The organism is Jiangella endophytica (genome assembly GCF_003427025.1).
Taxonomy (GTDB): Bacteria; Actinomycetota; Actinomycetes; order Jiangellales; family Jiangellaceae; genus Jiangella; species Jiangella endophytica.
Genome location: NZ_QVAI01000003.1, coordinates 323715 through 346616 on the forward strand (window position 1 = coordinate 323715; position 22902 = coordinate 346616).

The 22902-nt window shown below is 73.1% G+C and carries 20 protein-coding genes; 17 read left to right on the forward strand and 3 right to left on the reverse strand.

Annotated features, from left to right (window positions below; all coding sequences use genetic code 11):
* On the reverse strand, positions 1–951 hold the full coding sequence (locus DZA62_RS08385) for an AAA family ATPase (RefSeq protein ID WP_116948616.1): 951 nt from the start codon (positions 949–951) through the stop codon (positions 1–3).
* 775 nt (positions 952–1726) lie between these two features.
* Between DZA62_RS08385 and mraZ the strand changes: the two genes are divergently transcribed.
* The 12 genes from mraZ (at position 1727) to DZA62_RS08450 (ending at position 16593) form a co-directional block, all read left to right on the forward strand.
* Positions 1727–2158 (forward strand): division/cell wall cluster transcriptional repressor MraZ, encoded by a 432-nt coding sequence (gene mraZ / locus DZA62_RS08390; RefSeq protein WP_046767667.1) that lies wholly within the window; start codon positions 1727–1729, stop codon positions 2156–2158.
* Between the two features lie 174 nt (positions 2159–2332).
* Positions 2333–3307, forward strand: a complete 975-nt coding sequence (rsmH, locus tag DZA62_RS08395; RefSeq protein ID WP_116948617.1) for a 16S rRNA (cytosine(1402)-N(4))-methyltransferase RsmH — start codon at positions 2333–2335, stop codon at positions 3305–3307.
* Positions 3304–3684, forward strand: a complete 381-nt coding sequence (locus DZA62_RS08400) for a septum formation initiator family protein (protein WP_116948412.1) — start codon at positions 3304–3306, stop codon at positions 3682–3684. Before rsmH ends, DZA62_RS08400 begins: the two co-directional genes overlap by 4 nt.
* Complete coding sequence (locus tag DZA62_RS08405; protein ID WP_116948413.1) at positions 3684–6017, forward strand: penicillin-binding transpeptidase domain-containing protein; 2334 nt, start codon at positions 3684–3686, stop codon at positions 6015–6017. The genes DZA62_RS08400 and DZA62_RS08405 overlap by 1 nt, the downstream gene beginning before the upstream one ends.
* Before the next feature lie 19 nt (positions 6018–6036).
* Positions 6037–7557: a UDP-N-acetylmuramoyl-L-alanyl-D-glutamate--2,6-diaminopimelate ligase gene (locus DZA62_RS08410; RefSeq protein ID WP_116948414.1), complete on the forward strand. Its 1521-nt coding sequence runs from the start codon at positions 6037–6039 to the stop codon at positions 7555–7557.
* Positions 7554–8942 (forward strand): UDP-N-acetylmuramoyl-tripeptide--D-alanyl-D-alanine ligase, encoded by a 1389-nt coding sequence (locus DZA62_RS08415; RefSeq protein ID WP_116948415.1) that lies wholly within the window; start codon positions 7554–7556, stop codon positions 8940–8942. Before DZA62_RS08410 ends, DZA62_RS08415 begins: the two co-directional genes overlap by 4 nt.
* A complete protein-coding gene (gene mraY, locus DZA62_RS08420; RefSeq protein WP_116948416.1) occupies positions 8939–10000 on the forward strand; it encodes a phospho-N-acetylmuramoyl-pentapeptide-transferase in 1062 nt (353 codons plus the stop codon). The genes DZA62_RS08415 and mraY overlap by 4 nt, the downstream gene beginning before the upstream one ends.
* Positions 10001–10224: 224 nt before the next feature.
* A complete protein-coding gene (murD, locus tag DZA62_RS08425) occupies positions 10225–11664 on the forward strand; it encodes a UDP-N-acetylmuramoyl-L-alanine--D-glutamate ligase (RefSeq protein WP_408618443.1) in 1440 nt (479 codons plus the stop codon).
* Positions 11661–12977 carry a putative lipid II flippase FtsW gene (ftsW, locus tag DZA62_RS08430; RefSeq protein ID WP_116948417.1) on the forward strand — a complete coding sequence of 439 codons (1317 nt, stop codon included), beginning with the start codon at positions 11661–11663 and terminating at the stop codon, positions 12975–12977. The genes murD and ftsW overlap by 4 nt, the downstream gene beginning before the upstream one ends.
* A 145-nt stretch (positions 12978–13122) precedes the next feature.
* Positions 13123–14427 (forward strand): UDP-N-acetylglucosamine--N-acetylmuramyl-(pentapeptide) pyrophosphoryl-undecaprenol N-acetylglucosamine transferase, encoded by a 1305-nt coding sequence (locus tag DZA62_RS36775; protein ID WP_232827309.1) that lies wholly within the window; start codon positions 13123–13125, stop codon positions 14425–14427.
* A 4-nt stretch (positions 14428–14431) separates the two neighbouring features.
* Complete coding sequence (gene murC / locus DZA62_RS08445; RefSeq protein WP_116948418.1) at positions 14432–15844, forward strand: UDP-N-acetylmuramate--L-alanine ligase; 1413 nt, start codon at positions 14432–14434, stop codon at positions 15842–15844.
* Positions 15841–16593, forward strand: coding sequence for a cell division protein FtsQ/DivIB (locus DZA62_RS08450; protein ID WP_116948419.1), 753 nt, complete (start codon positions 15841–15843; stop codon positions 16591–16593). Before murC ends, DZA62_RS08450 begins: the two co-directional genes overlap by 4 nt.
* A 458-nt stretch (positions 16594–17051) precedes the next feature.
* Here DZA62_RS08450 and DZA62_RS08455 read toward each other — a convergent pair whose 3' ends face one another.
* Together DZA62_RS08455 and yidC are read right to left on the reverse strand one after the other, a co-directional pair.
* Positions 17052–17411: a hypothetical protein gene (locus tag DZA62_RS08455; protein WP_116948420.1), complete on the reverse strand. Its 360-nt coding sequence runs from the start codon at positions 17409–17411 to the stop codon at positions 17052–17054.
* A gap of 97 nt (positions 17412–17508) precedes the next feature.
* Positions 17509–18285 carry a membrane protein insertase YidC gene (gene yidC / locus DZA62_RS08460; protein WP_116948421.1) on the reverse strand — a complete coding sequence of 259 codons (777 nt, stop codon included), beginning with the start codon at positions 18283–18285 and terminating at the stop codon, positions 17509–17511.
* A gap of 723 nt (positions 18286–19008) precedes the next feature.
* On the opposite strand from yidC, the gene ftsZ reads away from it, so the two are divergent.
* The 5 genes from ftsZ to DZA62_RS08485 all read left to right on the forward strand — a co-directional run bounded on the left by ftsZ (position 19009) and on the right by DZA62_RS08485 (position 22823).
* Positions 19009–20208, forward strand: coding sequence for a cell division protein FtsZ (gene ftsZ / locus DZA62_RS08465; RefSeq protein WP_116948422.1), 1200 nt, complete (start codon positions 19009–19011; stop codon positions 20206–20208).
* A gap of 2 nt (positions 20209–20210) precedes the next feature.
* Positions 20211–20933 (forward strand): peptidoglycan editing factor PgeF, encoded by a 723-nt coding sequence (gene pgeF / locus DZA62_RS08470; RefSeq protein ID WP_232827310.1) that lies wholly within the window; start codon positions 20211–20213, stop codon positions 20931–20933.
* A gap of 118 nt (positions 20934–21051) precedes the next feature.
* A complete protein-coding gene (locus DZA62_RS08475; RefSeq protein ID WP_116948423.1) occupies positions 21052–21591 on the forward strand; it encodes a cell division protein SepF in 540 nt (179 codons plus the stop codon).
* A gap of 106 nt (positions 21592–21697) precedes the next feature.
* Positions 21698–21976: a YggT family protein gene (locus DZA62_RS08480; protein ID WP_197682826.1), complete on the forward strand. Its 279-nt coding sequence runs from the start codon at positions 21698–21700 to the stop codon at positions 21974–21976.
* A gap of 46 nt (positions 21977–22022) precedes the next feature.
* Positions 22023–22823, forward strand: a complete 801-nt coding sequence (locus tag DZA62_RS08485; RefSeq protein ID WP_116948424.1) for a DivIVA domain-containing protein — start codon at positions 22023–22025, stop codon at positions 22821–22823.
* The last annotated feature ends 79 nt before the right edge of the window (positions 22824–22902 follow it).

The window sequence follows — 22902 nt, forward strand, 5'->3', positions numbered from 1 at the left end:
CTACCGGGCCGGTTCGGGCTGCGGGACGCGCTGGACGAGATCGGTGACGATGCTCGCGGCGTCGCGCCGGCCGATCTGCGCCTCGGCCGTGGGCAGCAGGCGGTGGCCTAGCACCGGCGCGGCCAGAGCCTGGATGTCGTCGGGCAGGACGTACTCGCGGCCCTCCAGGCCCGCCCACGCCTTCGCCGCCCGGATGAGGTGCAGCGTCGCCCGCGGCGACGCCCCCAGCCGGAGGTCGGGAGACGTGCGGGTGGCGCTGGTGAGCGCGACCGCGTACTCCTTGATCGGGTCGGCGACGTACACACCGCGGACGAGGCGGACCAGCTTGTGCACGTGCGCGGCGTCGGTGACCGGCTCGAGCGGGTCGAGCGCGCTGGTGGAGCCGTGGGTGTCGATCATCTCGATCTCGGCCTGCTGCGACGGGTAGCCCATGGACAGCCGCATCATGAAGCGGTCGCGCTGCGCCTCGGGGAGGGGGTAGGTGCCCTCCATCTCGATGGGGTTCTGCGTGGCGACCACCATGAACGGCGCCTCGAGCTGGTACGTCGTGCCGTCGACGGTGACCTGCCGCTCCTCCATGCACTCCAGCAGCGCCGACTGCGTCTTCGGCGAAGCGCGGTTGATCTCGTCGCCGACGACGATGTTCGCGAACACGCCGCCCGGCTTGAACTCGAACTCGCGGGTCTCCTGGTTGAACACCGAGACGCCGGTGACGTCGCTGGGCATGAGATCGGGCGTGAACTGGATGCGGCGCACCGAGCAGTCGATGGCGCGGGCGACCGACTTGGCCAGCATGGTCTTGCCGACACCGGGGACGTCCTCGATGAGGATGTGCCCCTCGGCCAGCAACACGGTCAGGGCCAGCTTGATGACCTCGGGCTTCCCCTCGACCACCGAGCCGATGGCCGTCTGGATGCGCGCCGCGGTGTCGGCGAGATCGCTCAGCGCCAGCTCGGGTACGAGCTCGCTGGATCCCTGCTGTTGATGACGGCCCGGGTTGAACGGCTCAGGCACGTTTCCTCCTTCGATCCCCGACCTCGTCGGCGTGACGTGCCTCGGCCGATCGCGGAATTCCGCTTTCAAGTCTCGCAGTGTGCGACGTTCGACCCACCCTGCAGGTTCCGATCGGCCCCGGCTTTCGCTTACCCGCAGAGCCTATGTCCACTCGCTATGCACGCGCATCCATCCGAAGCGGACATTCGATGTTCGCCTGGCCTGGTGGGACGGTGTGTCGCGGCGCCCTCGATCTTGGAATCGGGGCGCGGCCGTGGCGAGTCGCCGCCGGGCCGCACCGCCCTCCTCCACCCGCGCCCGGCCGGGCGTTCCCCACTTCCCTCCACCACCGCGTCCCGCCGGCGGCCCCGCCGCGCTGAGCTGGGGTGACGCGCGAGCCGTTCGGCCGTCGCGGCCCGGCGAGCCGCCTGCGCCCCACAGCCGCTCCACCTCGCCTCCCACCGCGCTCCACCCCTTCGCCGGCGCCGTCCGACGGTCCCGTCCATGGCGCTTCTACCAGGGCGGACGCCGGCCCGGTGGGTCCGTCCGCCCCGCCACGTCGCCGCCGTCCGGCCAGGCCCCTCGTGGGGCGTGGTGGGGCGCGATGGGGCCGAATGTGGTTGCAAGTGGGGGAGAGTGGAGTAGAGTGGCGGGCAGTGGAGGAAGAGTGGTCCGGGGTGGCGATCAGCGGAAGTTCCGGTGACGGTCACGGCGGACAGCGGGGAGGTGGGCCGTGTTCCTCGGCACCCACACGCCCCGGCTGGACGACAAAGGGCGGCTCATCCTTCCGGCGAAGTTCCGGGACGAACTGGCGGAGGGCGTCGTGATCACACGAGGGCAGGAGCGCTGTCTCTACGTGTGGCCGCGGGCCGAGTTCCTCCGGTTCACCGAGCAGTTGCGCGCCGCCCCCATCACGCACAAGGGCACGCGTGACTTCGCCCGGATGCTGGCCGCGGGGGCCAGCGACGAGGTTCCGGACAAGCAGGGCCGCATCACCATCCCGCCGGGACTGCGTACGTACGCGGCCCTGGAGCGCGAATGCACCGTCGTCGGGGCGATGACGCGGGTGGAGATCTGGTCCGAGCAGGCCTGGGAGACGTATCAGGCGGAGAAGGAACCGATGTTCGCCGACATCTCCGAGGAGGTGCTGCCCGGCATCTTCTGACCGCCGTCGCGTGGAACGCACGACGAGGTCTCCGGCCGCTCAGTCACTTGACGCACCTTCCCCGGTGGCAAGAGACCAGAGCTGGCAAGCAAGCCCGAGCGGGCGGGGACCTGGTCGTACGAGCCGCGATGGCAACAGCACTGTGAAGCAACGACGAGAGACGCGGGGGTGTCGATGACTGAGCAGGGGGCGCACGTCCCGGTGCTGCTCGACCGCGTCGTCGAGCTCCTGGCTCCGGCTCTGGAGCCGGCGTCCGCGCCGTCCGAGGCAGGACGGCGTGTGGTCGTCGATGCCACGCTGGGTCTCGGCGGGCACGCCGAGGCCCTGTTGCGCCGCAGCTCCACGGCCCACCTGGTGGGCCTCGACCGCGACCGCGAGGCGCTGGCCCGGGCCACCGAGCGGCTGGCGCCGTTCGGCGACCGGTTCACCGGCGTCCACGCGGTCTACGACCGGATCGCCGACGTCTTGGCGGGCCTCGGCATCCGGCGCGTGCATGGCGTCCTGTTCGACCTGGGGGTCTCGTCCCTCCAGCTGGACGAGGCCGGGCGCGGCTTCGCCTACGCACGGGACGCGCCGCTGGACATGCGGATGGATCAGTCCACCGGCATCACCGCGGCCGAGGTGCTCAACACCTACGCCGCGGCCGACCTCGCCCGCATCCTGCGCCGCTACGGCGAGGAGCGGTTCGCGTCGCGCATCGCGGCGGCGGTCGTGCGGGAGCGCAAGCGGGCGCCGTTCGACACCAGCGCCCGGCTGGTCGAGCTGATCCGCGACACCATCCCGGCGCCGGCGCGGCGCACCGGCGGCAACCCGGCCAAGCGCACGTTCCAGGCGCTGCGCATCGAGGTCAACGGCGAGCTGGAGGTGCTCGAGCGGGCACTCCCGGCCGCCATCGACGCGCTCGCGCTGGGCGGGCGCATCGTCGTGCTCTCGTACCACTCGCTGGAGGACCGCATCGTCAAGCAGCTCTTCGCGGCGCGCTCGACGAGCACGGCGCCGCCCGGGTTGCCGGTCGAGCTGCCGGAGCACCGGCCCGAGCTGCGGCTGCTGACCCGGTCCGAGCCGCCCACCAGCGACGAGATCGCCGCCAACCCGCGCGCGCAGTCGGCCCGGCTGCGTGCCGTCGAGCGGATCAGGGAGGTCGCATGAGCGCCGCGGAACGCGCCTACGCACCCGTCGCCGCGCCGCGCCGGCCCGCGCTGCGCAGCGTGCAGGCCCGCGCCTCCCGTGCCCCGCGCGCTCCGTTCGTCGTGCTGGTGCTGCTGGTGCTCGGCATCGGGTTGATCGGGCTGCTGGTCCTCAACACCGCGCTGCAGCAGGGTGCCTTCGAACTGGGCGAGCTGCAGTCGACCACGGACGAGCTGCGCGACCGGCAGACCGAGCTCGCCGACCGTGTCGCCGCCCGCAGCGCGCCCGACGCGCTGGCCGACCAAGCGGTCCGGATGGGCATGGTCGCGTCCGAGGAGCCGCCCACGTTCCTGGAGCTGCCGCGCTCCTCGTCCGGCGACGCCGGTGGTGCCGGCTGATGCCGCCGAAGGGCCGGGACGGCGGCGGCACGGCCGGGACCGGCCGTGGCACGGCGGGGCGGGGAACGGCGGCAGGTGCTGGACGGGGCTCGGCGGCGGGCCGTGCCGCGCGGCCGGCGCCCAAGGCCGCCCCGAAGGCGTCCGCCAAGAGCACGGGCAAGCCGGCTCGCAAGACGGCTGCCGCGAAGCCGGTCCGCAAGACGGCCGCCGCGAAGCCGGTCCGCAAGACGAGCGCCGCGAAGCCGGTCGGCAAGACGGCCGCCGCGAAGCCGGCCCGCAGGTCCGCCGCGGCCGCGAAGGGCGCGGCGTCGCGGCGCGGCGCCACCGCGCGCCCCCGTCAGGGCGCGCCGAAGAGCGAGCTCGACGCCGCCTGGCGCAGCGCACCGACGGCGTCCCCCGGCGGCCGCGCCGACGGTCCCGCCCGCGCCGGTCGCCGGATGGAGGTGCGGGCCGGCGCCGTCGGCTCGGCGACCCGGGGCCGCCCGTCCGGCGCGTCGTCCCGCGGTGGCAAGCCGGCTCGCGCCGTCCGCACGCCCAAGTCGTCCCGCGCGCCGCGGCCGCCGAAGCCGCCGAAGCGGCCGAGGTCACCGAGGCCGCCGAAGCAGCCGCGCACCGTCCGGCTGGCCGACCCGCGCAAACGGCTTCGGGTCTCGCTGATCGGCGTCTGCGTGGTCCTGTCGCTGTTCGGCGGCCGGCTGATCCAGTTGCAGGGCATCGACGCGTCCACGTATGCCTCCGTCGCCGATCGCATCGGGCTGAAGACGGTGGCGGTGCGGGCCGACCGCGGCGTCATCATCGACCGCGACGGTGAACCTTTGGCCAGCACCGTCGAGGCCTACACGGTCGAGGTCGACCAGACTCAGGTGACCAACCCGGCCGCGTACGCGCTGCAGCTCGAGGGCATCCTCGGCACCGACGCCGCCGCGCTGCAGCGCGACCTCACCGGCACGGACCGCTACGTCGTCATCGGGCGAGGGGTGCCGGGATCGGTGTGGCGGCAGGTCCGGGCGCTCGGCCTGGCCGGGCTCACCGCGGCACCCGCTCCCGCCCGCGACTACCCGGCCGGCATCGTCGCCGGCAACGTCGTCGGGTTCCTCGGTGCCGACGGCCTGGGCCTCACCGGCCTCGAGCAGGCCATGGACGAGACGCTGGCCGGCGTCGACGGCGAGGCGACCTACCAGTTCAGCCCCGGCGGCATCCGCATCCCGAACAGTTCGGCGAACCACGTGACCCAGCCGGTCGCCGGCACCGGGCTGCGGCTGACGCTCGACGGTGACGTGCAGTGGAACACCGAGCAGGTGCTGGCCGAGGCGGTCGCCAACGCCGGCGCGGCCGACGGCGTCGCCGTCGTCATGGACGTCGACACGCAGGAGATCGTCGCGCTGGCCGCCACGCCGGCGTTCGACCCCAGCGACCCGAGCAAGACCGAGGCCGCCGACCGCGGCAGTGCCGCCGTCGAGGACGCCTACGAGCCGGGCTCGGTGTTCAAGCCGATCACGATGTCGGCCGTGGTCGACCAGGGGCTGGCCGACCACACCACCGTCTTCTCGGTGCCCGACAGCATCAGGCGCGGCGGCGAGACCATCCACGACTACTACAGTCACGGCGAGGACCAGATGACGCTGGCCGGCGTCGTGGCGAAGTCGAGCAACGTCGGTACCGTCCTGGCCGCCGAGACGCTGGACAAGGACGTCTACCACGACTACCTGCGTCGGTTCGGGTTCGGCACGGCGCCGGACCTCGGGCTGCCCGGCGAGACCGGCGGCCGGCTGCCGTCCGGCGACGACTTCACCGACCTGACCCGCGACAACGTCGCTTTCGGCCAGGGCATCTCGGTCAGCGCCGTGCAGATGGCCTCGGCGTACGCGACGATCGCCAGCGGCGGCGTGCGGGTCGACCCGCGGCTCATCGCGGCGACCATCGGCGCCGACGGGCGCGAGACGCCGGTGGAGCCGTCGGCGCCGGAACGGATCATCAGTGAGGAGACCGCCGCCGAGGTGACGACGATGATGGAGGCCGTCATGGGCGAGGGCGGCACCGGCAAGCCCGCGCTGGTCGACGGCTACCGCATCGCCGGCAAGACCGGTACGGCGCAGCGGGTCGACCCCGACTGCGGCTGCTACGCCGACTACAACTCGTCCTTCATGGGCTTCGCGCCGGCCGACGACCCGCGGTACGTCGTGGTCGTGTCGCTGTTCGACCCGAAGAACGGCAACTCCGGCAGCGCGCTGGCCGGTCCGGCCTTCGCGGACATCATGCGCTTCGCTCTCGAGCAGGGCGGCGTGGCACCGACCGGCACCGAGGCGCCGCAGGTGCCACTCTTCGCCGACTGACCGAGTAGATTGCTCTGTCGTGCCCGACCGCCCAGGACTGCGCCCCCGCCACGTCACGCCGTTGCCGCTGACGGCGCTCGACGCCGCCGCGCCGGCGGACGTGCTGGTGACGGGCGTCACCCACGACTCACGGCAGGTCCGGCCCGGCGACCTCTACATGGCGCTGCCCGGCGCGGTGACGCACGGCGCCCGGTTCGCGGCCACCGCCGCGCAGGCCGGTGCGGTGGCGATCATGACCGACGACGACGGCATCGCGCTGGCCGGCGACGTCGCGATACCGGTGCTGCGGCTGCCGGACCCGCGGTCGCGGCTGGGCGAGATCGCCGCGACGGTGTACGGCCACCCGGCCCGTGACCTGCTGATGCTCGGTGTCACCGGCACCAACGGCAAGACCACCACGACGTACCTGCTGGAGTCCGGGCTGCGCGCCGCCGGGCACGTCACCGGGCTGATCGGCACCGTCGAGACCCGGGTCGGCGACGAACGGGTCGCCAGCATCCGCACCACGCCCGAGGCCACCGACGTGCACGCGCTGCTCGCCGTCATGCGCGAGCGCGGCGTCACGGCCTGCGCCATGGAGGTGTCGAGCCACGCCATGGTGTTCGGGCGGGTCGACGGCGTGGTGTTCGACGTCGCCGGGTTCACCAACCTCACCCAGGACCACCTCGACTTCCACCACGGCCTCGACGACTACTTCGCCGCGAAGGCCCGGCTGTTCACGCCGGAGCACGCCCGCCGCGCTGTCGTGGTGGTCGGCGACGAGTACGGCCGGCGGCTGGCCGCGTCGACCCCGCTGCCGGTGGTCACGGTCGCGCCGCCGCACGTCACGGCTGAGGCGGACTGGCAGGTCGACTGCTACGGCGACCGCGCGACGCTGGCCGGGGCCGACGGCGACAAGCTCGAGCTGCGCGTCCCGATCCCGGGCGAGTTCAACGTCTCCAACGCCGCGCTGGCGGTGACGATGCTGCGCGCGGCCGGCGTCGACCTCGTCGCGGCCGTCGAGGGCGTGGCGGCGTGCCCCGGCGTTCCCGGCCGGATGGAACAGGTCGTCGACGACGCCGCCGGCGGTCGCGCGCCGGTCGCCGTCGTCGACTTCGCGCACACGCCCGACGCCATCGACAACGTGCTGCAGGCACTGCACCCGCGCGGCCGGCTGATCGTCGTCGTCGGGGCCGGTGGCGACCGCGACCGCGAGAAGCGGCCGCTCATGGGGGCGGCGGCCGCGCGCGGCGCCGATGTACTCGTCGTCACCGACGACAATCCTCGTTCCGAGGACGCGGCCGCCATCCGGGCCGCCGTCGTCGCCGGCGCCCAGGCGGTGCCGGACGCGGAGCGGGCGGGGGAGATCCTCGAGGTGGGGGGCCGCCGCGAGGCCGTCCGCGCGGCGCTGCGCAGCGCCCGCGGGCCTGACGACACCGTCGTCGTCCTCGGCAAAGGGCATGAACAAGGGCAGGAGATCGCAGGCGTCGTGCATCCATTCGACGATCGAGACGTGCTCCGCGAGGAGCTGGTGCGGTGGAGTGAGGAGCAGTCAGCTTGATCCCGCTCACCTTGGCCGAGGTCGCCTCGGCCACTGGCGGACGGCTGGACGCCGTCGCCGACCCCGCCGTCCGGGTGACCGGACCGGTGGTGACCGACTCACGTGAGCTCGGCCCCGGCGGGCTGTTCGTCGCACGGCAGGGAGAGGCGCAGGACGGGCACGACTTCGCCTCCGCCGCCGTCGAGGCCGGCGCCGTGGCGGTGCTCGCCGCGCGGCCGGTCGGCGTGCCGGCCGTCGTCGTCGACGACACCGAGGTCGCGTTCGGCCGGCTGGCCCGCGCCGTCCTCGACCGCCTCCCGCAGGTCACCGTCGTCGGCGTCACCGGGTCCTCCGGCAAGACGACGACGAAGGACCTGCTGGCGCAGGTGCTCGAGCCGCTCGGACCGCTGGTCGCGCCGCCCGGCTCGTACAACGGAGAGATCGGCGTGCCGCTCACGGCGCTGCGGGTCGACGAGTCGACCCGGACGCTCGTGGCCGAGATGGGCGCGCGCGGGCCGGGACACATCGCCTACCTGTGCGGCATCGCGCCGCCTCGCGTCGGCATCGTGCTGAACGTCGGCAGTGCGCACCTCGGCGAGTTCGGCGACCGCGAGACCATCGCCCGCACGAAGGCCGAACTGGTGGAGGCACTGCCGCCCGACGGCACCGCGGTCCTGAACGCCGACGACCAGGTCGTGCGCCGCATGGCTGAGCAGACGCAGGCTCAGGTCGTCATGGTGGGCGAGTCCGTCCACGCCGACGTCCGCGCCGAGGACGTCGCGCTCGACGCCGCCGGGCGCGCGTCCTTCCGCATCGTGACGGCAGACGGCGACGCCCGCGTGTCGCTGCGGCTGGTCGGCGAGCACCAGGTGTCCAACGCGCTGGCCGTCGCGGGTGCGGCGCTGGCGCTGGGCATGTCGCTGGACGACGTCGCGACGCGGCTGTCCGCGGCGCTGCCGCGGTCGCGGTGGCGCATGGAGGTCACCGAGCGGCCCGACGGCGTCACCGTCGTCAACGACGCCTACAACGCCAACCCCGAGTCGATGCGCGCGGCGCTGAAGACGCTGGCGTCGCTGCGGCCCGCCGGCGAGGGCCGCACGTGGGCCGTGCTCGGCGAGATGCGCGAGCTGGGGGAGGCGTCGATCGCCGAGCACGACGCGATCGGGCGGCTGGCCGTCCGGCTGAACGTGTCGCGGCTGATCGCGGTCGGCGACGGCGCCCGGGCGATCCACCAGGGCGCGACGCTCGAGGGGTCCTGGGACGGCGAGTCGGATTGGGCACCCGACGTCGACGCCGCGTTCGAACTGCTCCGCGCCGAGCTGCGGCCCGGCGACGTCGTCCTGGTCAAGTCGTCACGCGATGCCGGCCTGCGCTTTCTCGGCGAACGGCTGGTGGAGGACAAGTGATCTCGATCCTCACGGCCGGCGTCGTCGGCCTCGTGGTGTCGATCCTGGGCACCCCGCTGGCGATCCGCTGGCTGGTCAAGCGCGGCTACGGCCAGCTCATCCGCGACGACGGACCCACCAGCCACCACACCAAGCGCGGCACGCCCACCATGGGCGGCGCCGTCATCATCGTCGCGGCCGTGATCGCGTACTTCGTGGCGCACCTGGTCCGGCCGTCGCCGCCGACGGTGTCGGGCCTGCTCGTCCTGTTCCTGGTCGTGGGCCTGGGCATCGTCGGGTTCCTCGACGACTGGATCAAGATCGCCAAGCAGCGCAGCCTCGGCCTGCGCAGCCGGGCCAAGATGGCCGGGCAGATCTCCGTCGCCGTCGTGTTCGCGATCCTGGCCATCAACTTCCCGGACGAGCAGAACAACACGCCCGCGTCGCAGGCACTGTCCGTCCTGCGCGACACCGGGTGGGTGCTGCCGGCCGCCGTGTTCGTGCTGTGGGCGCTGTTCCTCATCTCCGGGTTCTCCAACGCCGTGAACCTGACCGACGGCCTGGACGGCCTCGCGACCGGCGCCGCCGTCATGGTGTTCGGCGCGTACACACTGATCGGCGTCTGGCAGCTGAACCAGTCATGCGGCGTCGCCCCGGGCCCGAGCTGCTACGAGGTGCGCGACCCGCTCGACCTCGCCGTCGTCGCGGCGGCGCTGGTCGGAGCCTGTTTCGGGTTCCTCTGGTGGAACGCGGCGCCGGCCAAGATCTTCATGGGCGACACCGGCTCGCTCGCACTCGGCGGCGGCCTGGCCGGTCTGGCGATCACGACGCGGACCGAGCTGCTGCTGATCGTGCTGGGCGGGCTGTTCGTCGTCATCACGCTGTCGGTGATCCTGCAGGTCGGCTGGTTCAAGATCTCCGGCGGGAAGCGGCTGTTCCGGATGGCGCCGCTCCAGCACCACTTCGAGCTCAAGGGCTGGGGCGAGGTCACCATCGTCATCCGGTTCTGGATCATCGCCGGCATGTTCGTGGTGCTCGGGCTCGGCCTCTTCTACGCCGAATGGGTGGCGACGGCATGAGCTCCGGCGGCGCTGGTGCCTCTGGGGCCGATAGTGCTGCTGGGGCCGGCAGCGCTCCCGTGGTCGGCGGGGTCGGCAAGGCTGATGGGGCCGCCGCGGCGGCTGGGGCGGGCGAGTCCGCCGAGCCCGCGTCGTCCGGTGGTGTGTCGTCGGGCGGGTCCGGGTCGACGGGCGGGCCTGGGTCGTCGGGTAGTGCGTCGTCCGGTGGGCCGGCGCCGTCGTGGCTGGAGGAGGCCCGGCGCGACAGCCCGTGGTCCGAGCTGCGGGTGACCGTCGCCGGGTTCGGTGTGACCGGGTACGCGGTCGCCGACACCCTGATCCAACTGGGCGCCCAGGTGACCGTGCTGGACGACCGCGACGGCCCGGACGAGCAGGAGCGCGCGACGATCCTGCGCATCCTCGGCGCCCGTATCGAGCTCGGCCCCGGCTCCACCGCGTCGCTGCCGCCCGGCACGCAGCTGGTCGTGACGTCGCCAGGCTGGAAGCCGTCCGCGCCGCTGCTGGCCGCGGCGGCTGCCGCCGGGGTGCCGATCTGGGGCGAGGTCGAGCTGGCCTGGCGGATCCGCGACCCCGCCACCCCGTGGCTGGTGCTGACCGGCACCAACGGCAAGACCACCACCCTGCGGATGCTGACGTCGATGCTGCGGGCGTCCGGCCTGCGCGCGGCCGCCGCCGGCAACGTCGGCGACCCGATCGCGGCCGCCGTCATGGACCCCGGCGGGCACGACGTCATCGCCGTGGAGCTGTCCAGTTACCAATTGCACTGGACGTACTCGATGGCCGCGCGGTCCGCCGCCGTCCTGAACATCGCGCCCGACCACGTCGACTGGCACGGCTCGATGGAGGCGTACGCCGCCGACAAGGCGCGCATCTACGCGGGCGTCGAGACCGCCTGCGTCTACAACGTCGCCGATCCCGCCACCGAGCAGATGGTCCGCGACGCCGACGTGCGCGAGGGCGCCCGGGCGATCGGGTTCACGCTGGGCATCCCGTCGGTCGGCATGGTCGGCGTGGTCGACGAGTACCTGGTCGACCGCGCGTTCATCGCCGAGCGCCAGACGTCGGCCGCCGAGCTGGCCGCCATCACCGACGTGCAGCCCGCGGCGCCGCACAATGTCGCGAACGCCCTGGCCGCGGCCGCCCTGGCCCGGTCGATCGGGGTCCCGCCGGTCGCGGTCCGTGACGGCCTGCGCGGCTTCGCGCCCGACCCGCACCGCATCGCCACCGTCGCCGTCGTCGCCGACGTCACCTACATCGACGACTCCAAGGCGACCAACCCGCACGCCGCCGCCGCGTCGCTGGCCGCCTACGACCCCGTCGTCTGGATCGCCGGCGGCCTGGCCAAGGGCGCGTCGTTCGACGACCTCGTGCGTGACGTCCGCGGGCACCTGCGCGGCGTCGTCCTGCTGGGTGCGGACCGTGCGGTCATCGCCGAAGCGCTCGCACGACACGCACCGGATGTACCGGTTGTCGACGTTCCCGACACCGACAATGAGGCCATGGATCGCATCGTGGCCGCCGCCGCCGGGCTCGCCCGCCCGGGCGACACCGTGCTGCTGGCGCCGGCGTGCGCGTCCATGGACATGTTCGCCAACTACGGTGCCCGGGGCGACGCCTTCGCTGATGCGGTGCGACGTCTGCCCGGGGGCCGCGCGACGCCGTGAGCACGGTCGATCAGCAGGCGCCGGGCGGTTCGGCCGGCGCCGCTGGCGGCGGGCCGGGGGGCTCGCGGGCCGGGGGCTCCGGCGGTTCGGGGGCCGGCGCGAAACCGATGCGCGCGGCCGCGGCCGAGGCGCTGCGCCGGCTGCTGAAGCGGCCGCTGGCCTCGTACTACCTGGTGCTCGGCTCGGCCGGCCTGCTGCTCGTGCTCGGCATGATCATGGTGTTCTCCGCGTCGAGCGTCATGTCGCGGGTGCAGTTCGGTTACCCGTACTACTACTTCGCCCGGCAGTTGGCGTGGGTCATCGTGGCGCTGCCGATCGCCTGGATCGCGTCCCGCATGCCGGCCCGGCTGATCCGCCGGTTCGGGCTGCCGATGCTGGTCGTGGCGGCGATGCTGCTGGCGCTGACGTTCGTGCCCGGCCTCGGTGTCACTCGTGGCGGCAACACGAACTGGCTGGACCTCGGCGGGCCGTTCCTCATCCAGCCGTCGGAGCCGGCGAAACTGGCGCTGATCGTCTGGGGCGCCGGCATGTTCGCGTTGAAGGGCCGGCTGCTGGCCCAGTGGAAGCATCTGATGATCCCGTTCGTGCCGGTGGCGGGTGCGATCGTCGCGCTGACGATCGGCCAGCACGACCTCGGCACGGCGCTCGTGCTCATGGCGATCGTGCTGACGCTGCTGTGGGTGGTCGGCGTGCCGACGTGGCTGTTCGGGCTGGCGCTCGGTGTGGTGGGTGTGGTGGGGGCGTACTTCGTCACCGCCTCCGAGAACCGCATGTCGCGCGTCGTCAGCTTCCTCGACCCGTTCTCGGACTTCTCCGGCACGGGTTACCAGGCGGCCAACTCGATCTATGCCTTCGCGACCGGCGGCTGGTGGGGGAGCGGACTCGGCGCGAGCCGGCTCAAGTGGGGCCAGCTGCCCGAGGCACACACCGACTTCATCTTCTCCATCCTCGGCGAGGAGCTCGGACTGCCCGGCGCTCTGATGGTGCTCGGGCTGTTCTTCACGCTCGGGTTCGCCGGCATCCGCATCGCGATGCGCACCACCGACACGTTCACCCGGCTGGCGGCGGCCGGCATCACGGGCTGGCTGATCGTCCAGGCGATCATCAACCTCGGCAGCGTCCTCGTCGTCTTCCCGGTCATCGGCGTGCCGCTGCCGCTGGTGTCGTACGGTGGCGCTTCCATGGTCGTCGCCATCGTCGCGGTCGGGATCCTGATGGCGTTGGCCAAGGAGGAGCCCGGCGCTCGCGAGGCGCTGGCGGCCCGCAAGCAGGCGCGGCGGGAGCGCCGCCGGTTGAGGAGGATCCGCGCGTGAGGGCGCAGGCGTGGTCTGGGGTCGGCGCGGTGTCGCCGGCCCGCGAGGTCGTGTTCCAGTGGTGTCGCCGGTCCGGCGCCGATGTGGTGCCGTCGGTACGGGCGCTCGCGTTTCAGCAGCGTCGCCGGTCGGGGAGGATCTGCGGGTGAAGGTCGTCCTGGCCGGCGGCGGTACCGCCGGGCACATCGAACCTGCCCTGGCAACGGCCGACGCGGTGCGTCGTGCCGATGCTGACGCGCAGGTCACCCTGCTCGGGACCGAGCGCGGACTGGAGGTCCGCCTCGTTCCCGAGCGCGGCTACGAGCTGGCGCTGATCCCGCCGGTCCCGTTGCCGCGCCGGCCCACGCCCGACCTCCTGCGACTGCCCATGCGCGTGCGCGCCGCCGTCCGGCAGACGACCGAGGTGCTGCGGTCGCACCAGGCCGACGTGCTGGTCGGCTTCGGCGGCTACGTGGCGCTGCCCGCGTACGTCGCGGCGCGCCGGCTCGGCGTGCCGATCGTCGTGCACGAGGCGAACGCCAAGCCGGGCCTGGCCAACCGCATCGGCGCCCGCTTCACCTCCTTCGTCGGGGTTGCCTCGCCCGGTGTCGAGCTCCCGCACGCCCAGCACGTCGGGATCCCGCTGCGCCGGTCCATCGCGCTCCTCGACCGCGACGCCACCCGCGCCGAGGCGCGCGCCTTCTTCGGCCTCGACCCGTCGCTGCCCACCCTGCTCGTCTTCGGCGGCAGCCAGGGAGCACGCCGGATCAACGAGGCGACCGCCGGTGCCCTCCGCGCCCTGCTCGACGCCGGCTTCCAGGTGCTCCACGCCGTCGGCCGCGACAACCTGCGGGCCGCCACCGAGGCTGCCGCGGCGCACGGAATCCCGGTCGCCGGCCCGGCCGCTTCCGCTGGCCCGGGGACGGGTGACCCGGGCACGAGTGGTCCGGGTGCAGGTGGTCCGGACGGCGCCGATGCGGTCACAGATGGTCCGGACGGGTCCGGTGTGGCCACCAGTGGTCCGGGCACGACAGGTCCAGGCGTGGCTGGTCCGGGCGCGACGGGCGCCGGCGCGGCGGCCGGGGAGCCCCGCTACGTCCCGGTGCCGTACGTCGACCGCATGGACCTCGCCTACGCCGCCGCCGACCTGGTCGTGTGCCGTGCCGGCGCGATCACCTGCGCCGAGCTGGCCGCCGTCGGGCTGCCGGCCGTCTACGTCCCCCTTCCGCACGGCAACGGCGAGCAGCGGTTCAACGCCGTCCCGACCGTCTCCGCCGGCGGCGGAGTGCTGGTCGCGGACGGTGAGCTGACCTCGTCGCGGCTGGCCGGCGAGGTGACTCCGTTGCTGGGTGATCGGGCTCGGTTGGACGCGATGGGTGCCGCAGCGGCTACTCTCGGTCGTCGCGACGCCGACGATCGCCTGGTCGACTTGGTCCGGCGCGCGGCTGCACAGAAGAGCGTCGGAGGTTGACCACGTGATCGTCTCGCCACCGGAGCGGACCGTGCCCTCGGAGAAGCTGGGCCGGGTCCACTTCGTCGGCATCGGCGGTGCCGGCATGAGCGGCATCGCCCGCATCCTGCTCGCCCGCGGCGTGCCGGTGTCGGGCAGCGACGCCAAGGACTCGGGCGGGCTGGCCGGACTGCGCGCCCTCGGCGCCGAGGTGCACGTCGGCCATGCCGCGTCCAACGTCGGGCTGGCCGAGACCGTCGTCGTCTCGACCGCGATCCGCGAGAGCAACCCCGAGGTCGTCGAGGCGCGTGAACGCGGGCTTCCGATCCTGCCCCGGGCCGCCGCGCTGGCCTCGGTGATGGCCGGGCGGCGCGCGATAGCCGTGGCCGGCACCCACGGGAAGACCACGACCACGTCGATGATCACGGTCGCGCTGCAGCACTGCGGCGCCGACCCGTCGTTCGCGATCGGTGGCAACCTGAACGAGTCGGGCGCCAACGCCCACGACGGCAGCGGCGACATCTTCGTGGCCGAGGCCGACGAGAGCGACGCGTCGTTCCTGGCCTACGAGCCCGAGGTGGCGATCGTCACCAACGTCGAGGCCGACCACCTCGACTTCTACGGCACTCCGGAGGCCTACGAGGCCGCCTTCGACGCGTTCGTCGACTGCGTCTCGGGCTTCCTCGTGGTCTGCGCGGACGACCCCGGCGCCCGAGCCCTGGGGGAGCGGGCCGCCGGACGGGGCGTCGTGGTGCACACGTTCGGGGAGTCGCGCGACGCCGACGTGCGGGTGACCGAGCTGGACATCGCCGGGCCCGGCGCGTCGTTCGAGCTGGTCGCCCGCGGCCGCCGGCAGGAGCGGATCCAGCTGCAGCTGCCCGGCAAGCACAACGCGCTGAACGCGGCCGCCGCTTTCACCGCCGCGCTCGGCCTGGGCTTCCCGGCGGGCGACGTGCTCGACGGCCTGGCCGGCTACACCGGGACCCGGCGCCGGTTCGAGCTCAAGGGCGTCGCCGGCGGTGTGCGTGTCTACGACGAGTACTCGCACCACCCGACCGAGGTGGCCGCCGCGATGGCCGCCGCCCGTGGCGTGGCCGGGGCGGGCCGCGTGGTCGTGGTGTTCCAGCCGCATCTGTTCAGTCGCACCCGCATCTTCGCCTCGGAGTTCGGGGTCGCCCTGGGCGCCGCCGACGAGGTGGTGGTCATGGACGTCTACGCCGCCCGCGAGGACCCCGAGCCCGGCGTCACCGGCGCGCTCGTGGCCGCCGCGGTGCCGCTGCCGCCGTCGCACGTGGTGTTCGAGCAGTCGTGGTCGGCGGTGCCGGAACTGGCGGCGTCGCGGGCCGAACCCGGTGACATCCTGCTGACCGTCGGCGCCGGCGACGTCACGCTGATCGGTCCGGAAGTGCTCGACGTGCTGGCGGCACGGTCGCGATGAGCGTCGCGTCGCGGTCGCCCAGCGCCCAGCTCTTCGCGGCCCGGGCGCGGCGGCAGCGGCTGCGGAGGCTGCTCGGCGTACTGCTCGCCCTGCTCGGGGTGGCGGTGGTGTCGGGCCTCGTGTGGTTGGTGGGCTGGTCGAGTGTGCTCTCCGTGAAGTCGGTATCGGTCGAGGGTGTGCCGTCGTCGCTGTCGGACGAGGTGCTGTCACTGGCCGAGGCGCCCGTGGGGACGCCGCTGGCGCGGGTCGACACCGATGCCGTCGCCGAACGAGTCGCCGAGCTGCCCGAGGCCGCGTCCGTCGAGGTGCGCCGCTCATGGCCGTCGACGCTGACCATCGACGTCACGCCGCGCGTCCCGGTGGCCGCGGTGTCGGTCGACGGCTCGTGGTGGAGCGTCGACGAGACCGGCGCCCTGTTCGGCGCCGCGGACTCCAGGCCCGACGGACTGCCCGTGCTGAGCGCCCCCGGCGACGACTCCGCCTCGGACGTCGACGACGCGGTGCGCGCGGCCGGAGTGACCGTGCTGACCGGCCTGCCCGACTCGCTGTACGACCTGGTCGACACCGTCGAGGCGCGCTCGGAGGCCGACATCAGGCTCGAGCTCTCCGACGGCGCTCTGGTGCGTTGGGGCACCGCCGACGACATCGACCGCAAGGCCGAGGTGCTGCTGGCGCTGATCGACTCACAGGAGGAGCCGCCGTCGTCGTACGACGTGTCCGCTCCGGAGCATCCCGCCGTCAACTCCTGACCCGCGGGCCAGCGGCAGAACGGCGCCGCCAGGCAGGTCGCGGCGCCCAGCCCGACACCGACCGTCGCCTGGACGCGGACGCCGGCAACGCCGCCGGCTCGTCCCGTCCGCCGACCGAGCGCTGGCCAGAACGCGGTGGACGCTCTGGTGCGGTGCGCCGGCCATATCGGGCGGCGTCGCGGTAGCGCGCCCGGAGGCGTGCCGGCGACGGGGCGGGTTGGCCGCCCCAGGCGTGGCAGGCGCAGTCGGCCGTGTCCGGGCCGCAGCCACTCGCACAGGCGGGGCGGTGGGCCGTAGCCGGGACGGCGGCCCACCGCCGCGGGCTGCAGCCGGGACGGCGCGCTACAGCTGCGACCAGGGTCTGCGGCCGCGCTGGCGGGCAGTCGGCCGCGACGGCCGGTTCCGAGCGCGGCTGACCGGCGTCGTGCCGGTCAGCCGGCTGGGCCCCGGGGCGCGGGTCAGGTTCTTCGTCCGCAGACCGGGCAGAGGGCCAGCACGCTCGTCCCGCCGCCCGGATCTCGTCCGAGCAGCGCGGGTGGTCGCGGCTGGGCGCAGTGGCAGGTCTGCTGCGGCCTGGCCGCGAGCTTCTCGAGGTGCAGGGCGGTCTTCGCGTACCGGCGGCGTCGTTCGAGAGCCTCGCGGTCTTCTCGGTGACGTCGTCGGCGCGCCGTTCGTTTGGCGAGGTCGGCCTGGACGCGGTCGCGGATGATCCGCGCGATCTCGTCGTCGAACCGGGTGCGCCGCCGAGGTAGGCCTGGCTGGTGAACCTCCTGGTCGTCGATGGTGAGTGCGGCGGTGTGGGGGTGGGTGTCGGTCATGGATCCATCTCGCCAGATCGGAGGGCGCGGCGCCATGACGAAGGCGGGGAATGTGGACAAGCCGGCGAATTGGTGGGGGTTGTGGATGGAGCCCTGATCAGGCCGCGGACGGGAGCGCGCGGTCACGCCAGAGGATGGACCGCTCCGCGGCCGTCCAGGTGGCGGAGAGCAGCAGGTAGAGCCCGGCCGCGAGCGGCAGGAACGCGGCCGCCACGACGGTGCCGAACGGCAGGATCCGGCCGAGCCGGGCCATCAGCGCCTCGACCTCGATCGGCGCACCGGGACGGCCCGCGGACCGGCCGGCGGCCGACGTCGCGGCGAGCTGTGCCGCCGAGCGGGCGGCGAGGCGCGAGGACCACCAGGCGACCAGGGTGAGCAGCACGAACAGCGCACCGAACACGAGCAGCTCGGCCGGAATGATGCCGGACCCGATCGCGGCCAGCCAGCTGTCGCTCAGCGGCACGCCGAGCAGCGTGTGCGTGAACAGCGCGTTCGCCCCGCCGTTCAGGGTGGGGGCGGAGAACAGCCGGTACAGCACCATGAAGAACGGCAGCTGCGCCAGCGACGCGCCGAGTCCGGCGAACGGCGACGTGCCGTGGGAGCGGTGCAGGGCGGTGAGCTCGCGGCGCAGGCGGACCGGGTCGCGGCGGAAGCGTTCGCGCAACCGCAGCTCGGCCGGCCGCAGCGCGAGCCGGGCACGTCCGGCCCGGGCGGCGCGCAGGCTCAGTGGCAGCAGCAGAATCCGGACGAGCACGACGACGAGGAGGATGGCGGTGCCGGTGGCGGCGTCACCGGCCACTGGCTCCACAGCGGAGGAGAGGGCGAGGACCAGCTCGGAGACGGCCTGGGCAGGCGTGTCGAGAACGGAAAGCATGACGGGACCCTTCGGAACGAGAACACGTGGACGGACAGCTGAGCGGAACCAGCTGTCCGGACGGTGCTCTCGGCCGCGGGCGGGCGGCGGCGTCGGGGTCGGTCTGGGCGATGACTATCGGGGGAGCGGCGGCCACGCGGCGCAGGCCGGGGCCGTAGCGCGGGCGGGCCGGGGTGCGGGAACGCGACGTGGCCAGCATCGCCAGCACCATGATGAGGACGGCGAGCAGAGCGACCACGCCGGGCGCGGAGCCGAGCGGCGTGGCGAACACGCCGGCGAGGATCGTCGCGACGACGACCATGGCGGCGGCCAGCCAGCGTGTGGCGAAGCGCGTCACGGCCGCGCCCAAGCCGCCGATGCGGCCGCGGCCCGCGAGGCTGCCGGCAGCAGCGCGACGGCCACGGGCAGCAGCGCGACGGCCGCCGGACGAGCTGGCGCTGTCGCCGGCCTCGCGGTCGCCGGCGGCAGCGCGACCACCGTCGCCGGCCGTGGAGCCGCCGTTCGCGTCGTCGCCTGCTCCGGCGCCGAGCCACCGAGTCATGGCGACCAGGGTAAGCGCACTCGGGCATGCGGGACCCATGGGGAGGCCAATCCGTGCCGACTACGGCGTGTCTACGGGAGCCGAGCCGGATTCGCGCTTAGCGTTTCATCATCCTCAGGTTGACATAACTATAAACCTCAACTTGAGGGTGAGGGTTTGAACACGACGAAAGGCGATGTCCAGTGACTGCTCCGCAGAACTACCTCGCGGTGATCAAAGTCGTCGGCATCGGCGGCGGCGGAGTCAACGCGGTCAACCGCATGATCGAAGTCGGGCTCAAGGGCGTCGAGTTCATCGCGATCAACACCGACGCGCAGGCGTTGCTGATGAGCGATGCGGACGTGAAGCTCGACGTCGGCCGTGAAGCGACCCGGGGGCTGGGGGCCGGTGCCAACCCGGACGTCGGCCGGAAGGCTGCCGAGGACCACGCCGAGGAGATCGAAGAGGTGCTCAAGGGCGCCGACATGGTCTTCGTCACGGCGGGCGAGGGCGGCGGCACCGGCACCGGCGGCGCGCCCGTGGTCGCGCGCATAGCGCGGTCGCTCGGCGCGCTGACCATAGGAGTCGTGACCCGTCCGTTCATGTTCGAGGGGCGCCGGCGGGCGATGCAGGCCGAGGCCGGCATCGAGGCGCTGCGCGAAGAGGTCGACACCCTCATCGTGATCCCGAACGACCGGCTGCTGTCGATCAGCGACCGCCAGGTCAGCGTGCTCGACGCGTTCAAGAGCGCCGACCAGGTGCTGCTCTCCGGTGTCCAGGGCATCACCGACCTCATCACGACACCGGGCCTGATCAACCTGGACTTCGCCGACGTGAAGTCGGTCATGAGCAACGCCGGCTCGGCGCTCATGGGGATAGGGTCCGCCCGCGGCGAGGACAGAGCTGTGGCGGCGGCCGAGATGGCCATCTCCAGCCCGCTGCTCGAGGCGTCCATCGACGGCGCGCACGGGGTGTTGCTGTCAGTCTCCGGCGGCTCCGACCTCGGGCTGTTCGAGATCAACGAGGCGGCCAACCTGGTCGCACAGGCGGCGCACGACGACGCCAACATCATCTTCGGTGCGGTCATCGACGACGCGCTGGGCGACGAGGTCCGGGTCACCGTCATCGCGGCCGGGTTCGACGGCGGCCAGCCGGTGCGCCGCGAGCTGGGCACCGTGAAGAAGCCCGAATCGGCGTCCGGGGCATCCGGTCCGGCCGCCGCCGGGGGTATCGGCTCGGTCGCGACGGCCACCCCGGCCGCGAGATCGAGCGATCAGGGGGACTCGGGCGGCGCCGACGGTGACGGCGCACCCGCCGCGCCGCCCGCCCCGCCCCGTGAACAGCGCCGCATCGTCCCGTCCACGGCCAGCGACGACCTGGACGTGCCCGACTTCCTGAAGTAGTAGTGCTCCGCGACACCAGCGTGGCCGGCGCCGTCCGGTTCGCCTTCACCGATCGGCACGGCGGCGTCAGCGCCGCGCCGTACGACGAGCTGAACCTCGGCGGCCACGTGGGCGACGATCCGGCGGCGGTCCGGCGCAACCGCGAGGTGCTGGCGACGGGCATCGGTCTGCCGTCGGACGCCGTCACCTACATGAACCAGGTGCATGGCAACGCCGTCGCCGTCGTCGACGGGCCGTGGTCCGGTCCCGCGCCCGAGGTCGACGCGTTGGTGACGACAGAGCCGGACCGTGCGCTCGCCGTCCTCGTCGCCGACTGCGTGCCCGTGCTGCTGGCCGACCCGGAGGCCGGGGTGATCGCCGTCGCGCACGCGGGCCGGCCCGGGCTCGCGGCCGGCGTGGTGCCGGCGGCCATCTCGGCGATGCGCGACCTCGGCGCCCGCAAGCTCGTCGCGCGGGTCGGGCCGGCGGTCTGCGGACGCTGCTACGAGGTCCCCGAGGCCATGCGGGCCGACGTCGCCGCCGTCGTGCCGGAGGCGTGGGCCGTCACCCGGCAGGGCACGCCGGCGCTCGACGTCCCCGCCGGCGTCGTCGCCCAGCTGCGCGCGGCGGGCGCCGCCGTCGACACCGTCGCGACCTGCACGATCGAGGACCCGCACAGCTACTCCTACCGCCGAGACGGCGTGACAGGACGGTTCGCGGGGGTGGCATGGATGAGTCAGGCGTGATTGGTGTGACTGCTGCGACACGTGGGCGTGTCGCGCTCACAATCCCCGGATCCGGTCGCGGCCAGGGCTAGTGTCTGGATCAACAGGGGACCGTCCACCACTAGTCCGGAGGACTTGAATGGCCGGCGCAATGCGCAAGGTTGCGGTCTACCTCGGCCTCGTGGAGGACCGAGACCGCTACGACGACGAATACACCGACGACGACTACGACGAGGCCTACGCCGACGAGTACGAGGAAGCGGCGGCCGAGGAGCCCGAGGAGCGGCTCCCCGAACGCCGTGAACGCGAGCGGGCGCCTGAGCGCGAGCACACCGCCACGGTCGCCTCGCTCGCCGACCGCCGGCCCGTCGCCGCGGTACGGAGGGCACCGGCCATGCGCGAGGCGCGCATCATCACGCTGCACCCGCGCACGTACAACGAGGCGCGCACGCTCGGCGAGCACTTCCGCGACGGCACGCCCGTCATCATGAACCTCTCCGAGATGGACGAGGCCGACGCCAAGCGGCTGGTCGACTTCGCCGCAGGGCTCATCTTCGGGCTGCGCGGCAGCATCGACCGCGTCACGGCGAAGGTGTTCCTGCTCACACCGGCCGACGTCAGCGTGACGGCCGAGGACAAGGCCCGCATGGTGGGCGGCGGGTTCTTCAACCAGAGCTGACCTGGGCCGGGTGTGAGTCGCAAACTCCGCGAACTCGCGCCCGGCTCGCCGTGTCCAAGTCCTCGTTCCGGCCCGGCGTCAGGTAAGTTCAGGTGTTGTGTCGGCTGTGAGTCAGATCCTCTCCGCGGTGTTGTGGCTGTTCTTCATCGCTCTGTTGGTCCGCCTCGTGGTCGACTGGATTCAAGTCTTCGCGCGCGAGTGGCAGCCCAAGGGGTTGGTGCTGGTCGTGTTGGAGGCCATATACACGGTGACCGACCCGCCTTTGCGGGCGATTCGTCGCGTCCTTCCGCCGTTGCGGATCGGCTCGGTTGCCCTAGACCTGGCGTTCATCGTGCTCATCATCCTGGTCCAGATTCTGCTTGTTGTTGTTGGATCCCTAGGATGACGCGGTACGGTGACATTCTGCCTATGCCCACATCCGAGGTGACGCTATGCCACTGACGCCCGAGGACGTCCAGAACAAAGAGTTCACGACGGTCCGCCTGCGCGAGGGTTACGACATGCAGGAGGTCGACGAGTTCCTGGACGAGGTCGAGGCCGAGCTTGCGCGCATGCAGCGAGAGAACGACGAGCTGCGCGACAAGCTCTCCGCCGTGACCCGTGGCGGCGGAGTCGCCGCGTCGGCCGAGCCCATCCAGGCTCCGCGCCAGCCCGAGGCGCCGAAGGCCCCCGAAGCCCCGCCGTCGGCTGTGGCCGCCGCGCCTGTCGGCGTGCAGCCAAGCGACGCCGCGGCCAAGGTCCTCGCCCTGGCCCAGAAGACGGCCGACGAGCTCGTCGCCGACTCCAAGGCCGAGGCCGATCGCCTCATGGGCGATGCTCGCTCTCGTGCCGAGAAGCTGGACTCCGAGACCAAGGCCAAGGCCGCGAAGATCGAGCAGGACGCCCGTCAGCGGGCCGACTCGATCGAGCAGGAGGTGCAGAAGCGCCGCACTCAGGTCTTCGGCAAGCTCGAGTCCGACCGTGCCGACCTCGAGCGCGAGCTCGAGACGCTGCGGGCGTTCGAGCGCGAGTACCGCAGCCGACTGAAGTCCTACCTCGAGCGTGAACTGCGCAAGCTCGAGACCGGCGGCGCCGACGAGGCCGACACCGGCGTGGGGCAGGTCCCCGCGGCGGCCGCGGGCGGAGGCGGCGGTGCGCCGCAGCCGTCCGGTCCCGGCGGCAACGCCCAGGTGACGCAGACGGGCGGTTCGCTCCGCTCGGTCGCCAGCCTGCTCGACGACGAACAGCGCTGACGCACCACCCGGACTGACGCTCCACCTGCACCAATGGTCCACGCGAAAGGGGCCCGACGCCGGCGGTGATCCGCCGGCC

Bases quoted from the DNA above. Each gene is read 5' to 3' on its own strand.
- yidC (WP_116948421.1), bottom strand. From the start codon at position 18,285: ATGCTTTCCGTTCTCGACACGCCTGCCCAGGCCGTCTCCGAGCTGGTC.
- DZA62_RS08485 (WP_116948424.1), top strand. From the start codon at position 22,023: ATGCCACTGACGCCCGAGGACGTCCAGAACAAAGAGTTCACGACGGTC.
- DZA62_RS08400 (WP_116948412.1), top strand. From the start codon at position 3,304: ATGAGCGCCGCGGAACGCGCCTACGCACCCGTCGCCGCGCCGCGCCGG.
- DZA62_RS08455 (WP_116948420.1), bottom strand. From the start codon at position 17,411: ATGACCGACACCCACCCCCACACCGCCGCACTCACCATCGACGACCAG.
- DZA62_RS08450 (WP_116948419.1), top strand. From the start codon at position 15,841: ATGAGCGTCGCGTCGCGGTCGCCCAGCGCCCAGCTCTTCGCGGCCCGG.
- DZA62_RS08405 (WP_116948413.1), top strand. From the start codon at position 3,684: ATGCCGCCGAAGGGCCGGGACGGCGGCGGCACGGCCGGGACCGGCCGT.
- rsmH (WP_116948617.1), top strand. From the start codon at position 2,333: ATGACTGAGCAGGGGGCGCACGTCCCGGTGCTGCTCGACCGCGTCGTC.
- DZA62_RS08475 (WP_116948423.1), top strand. From the start codon at position 21,052: ATGGCCGGCGCAATGCGCAAGGTTGCGGTCTACCTCGGCCTCGTGGAG.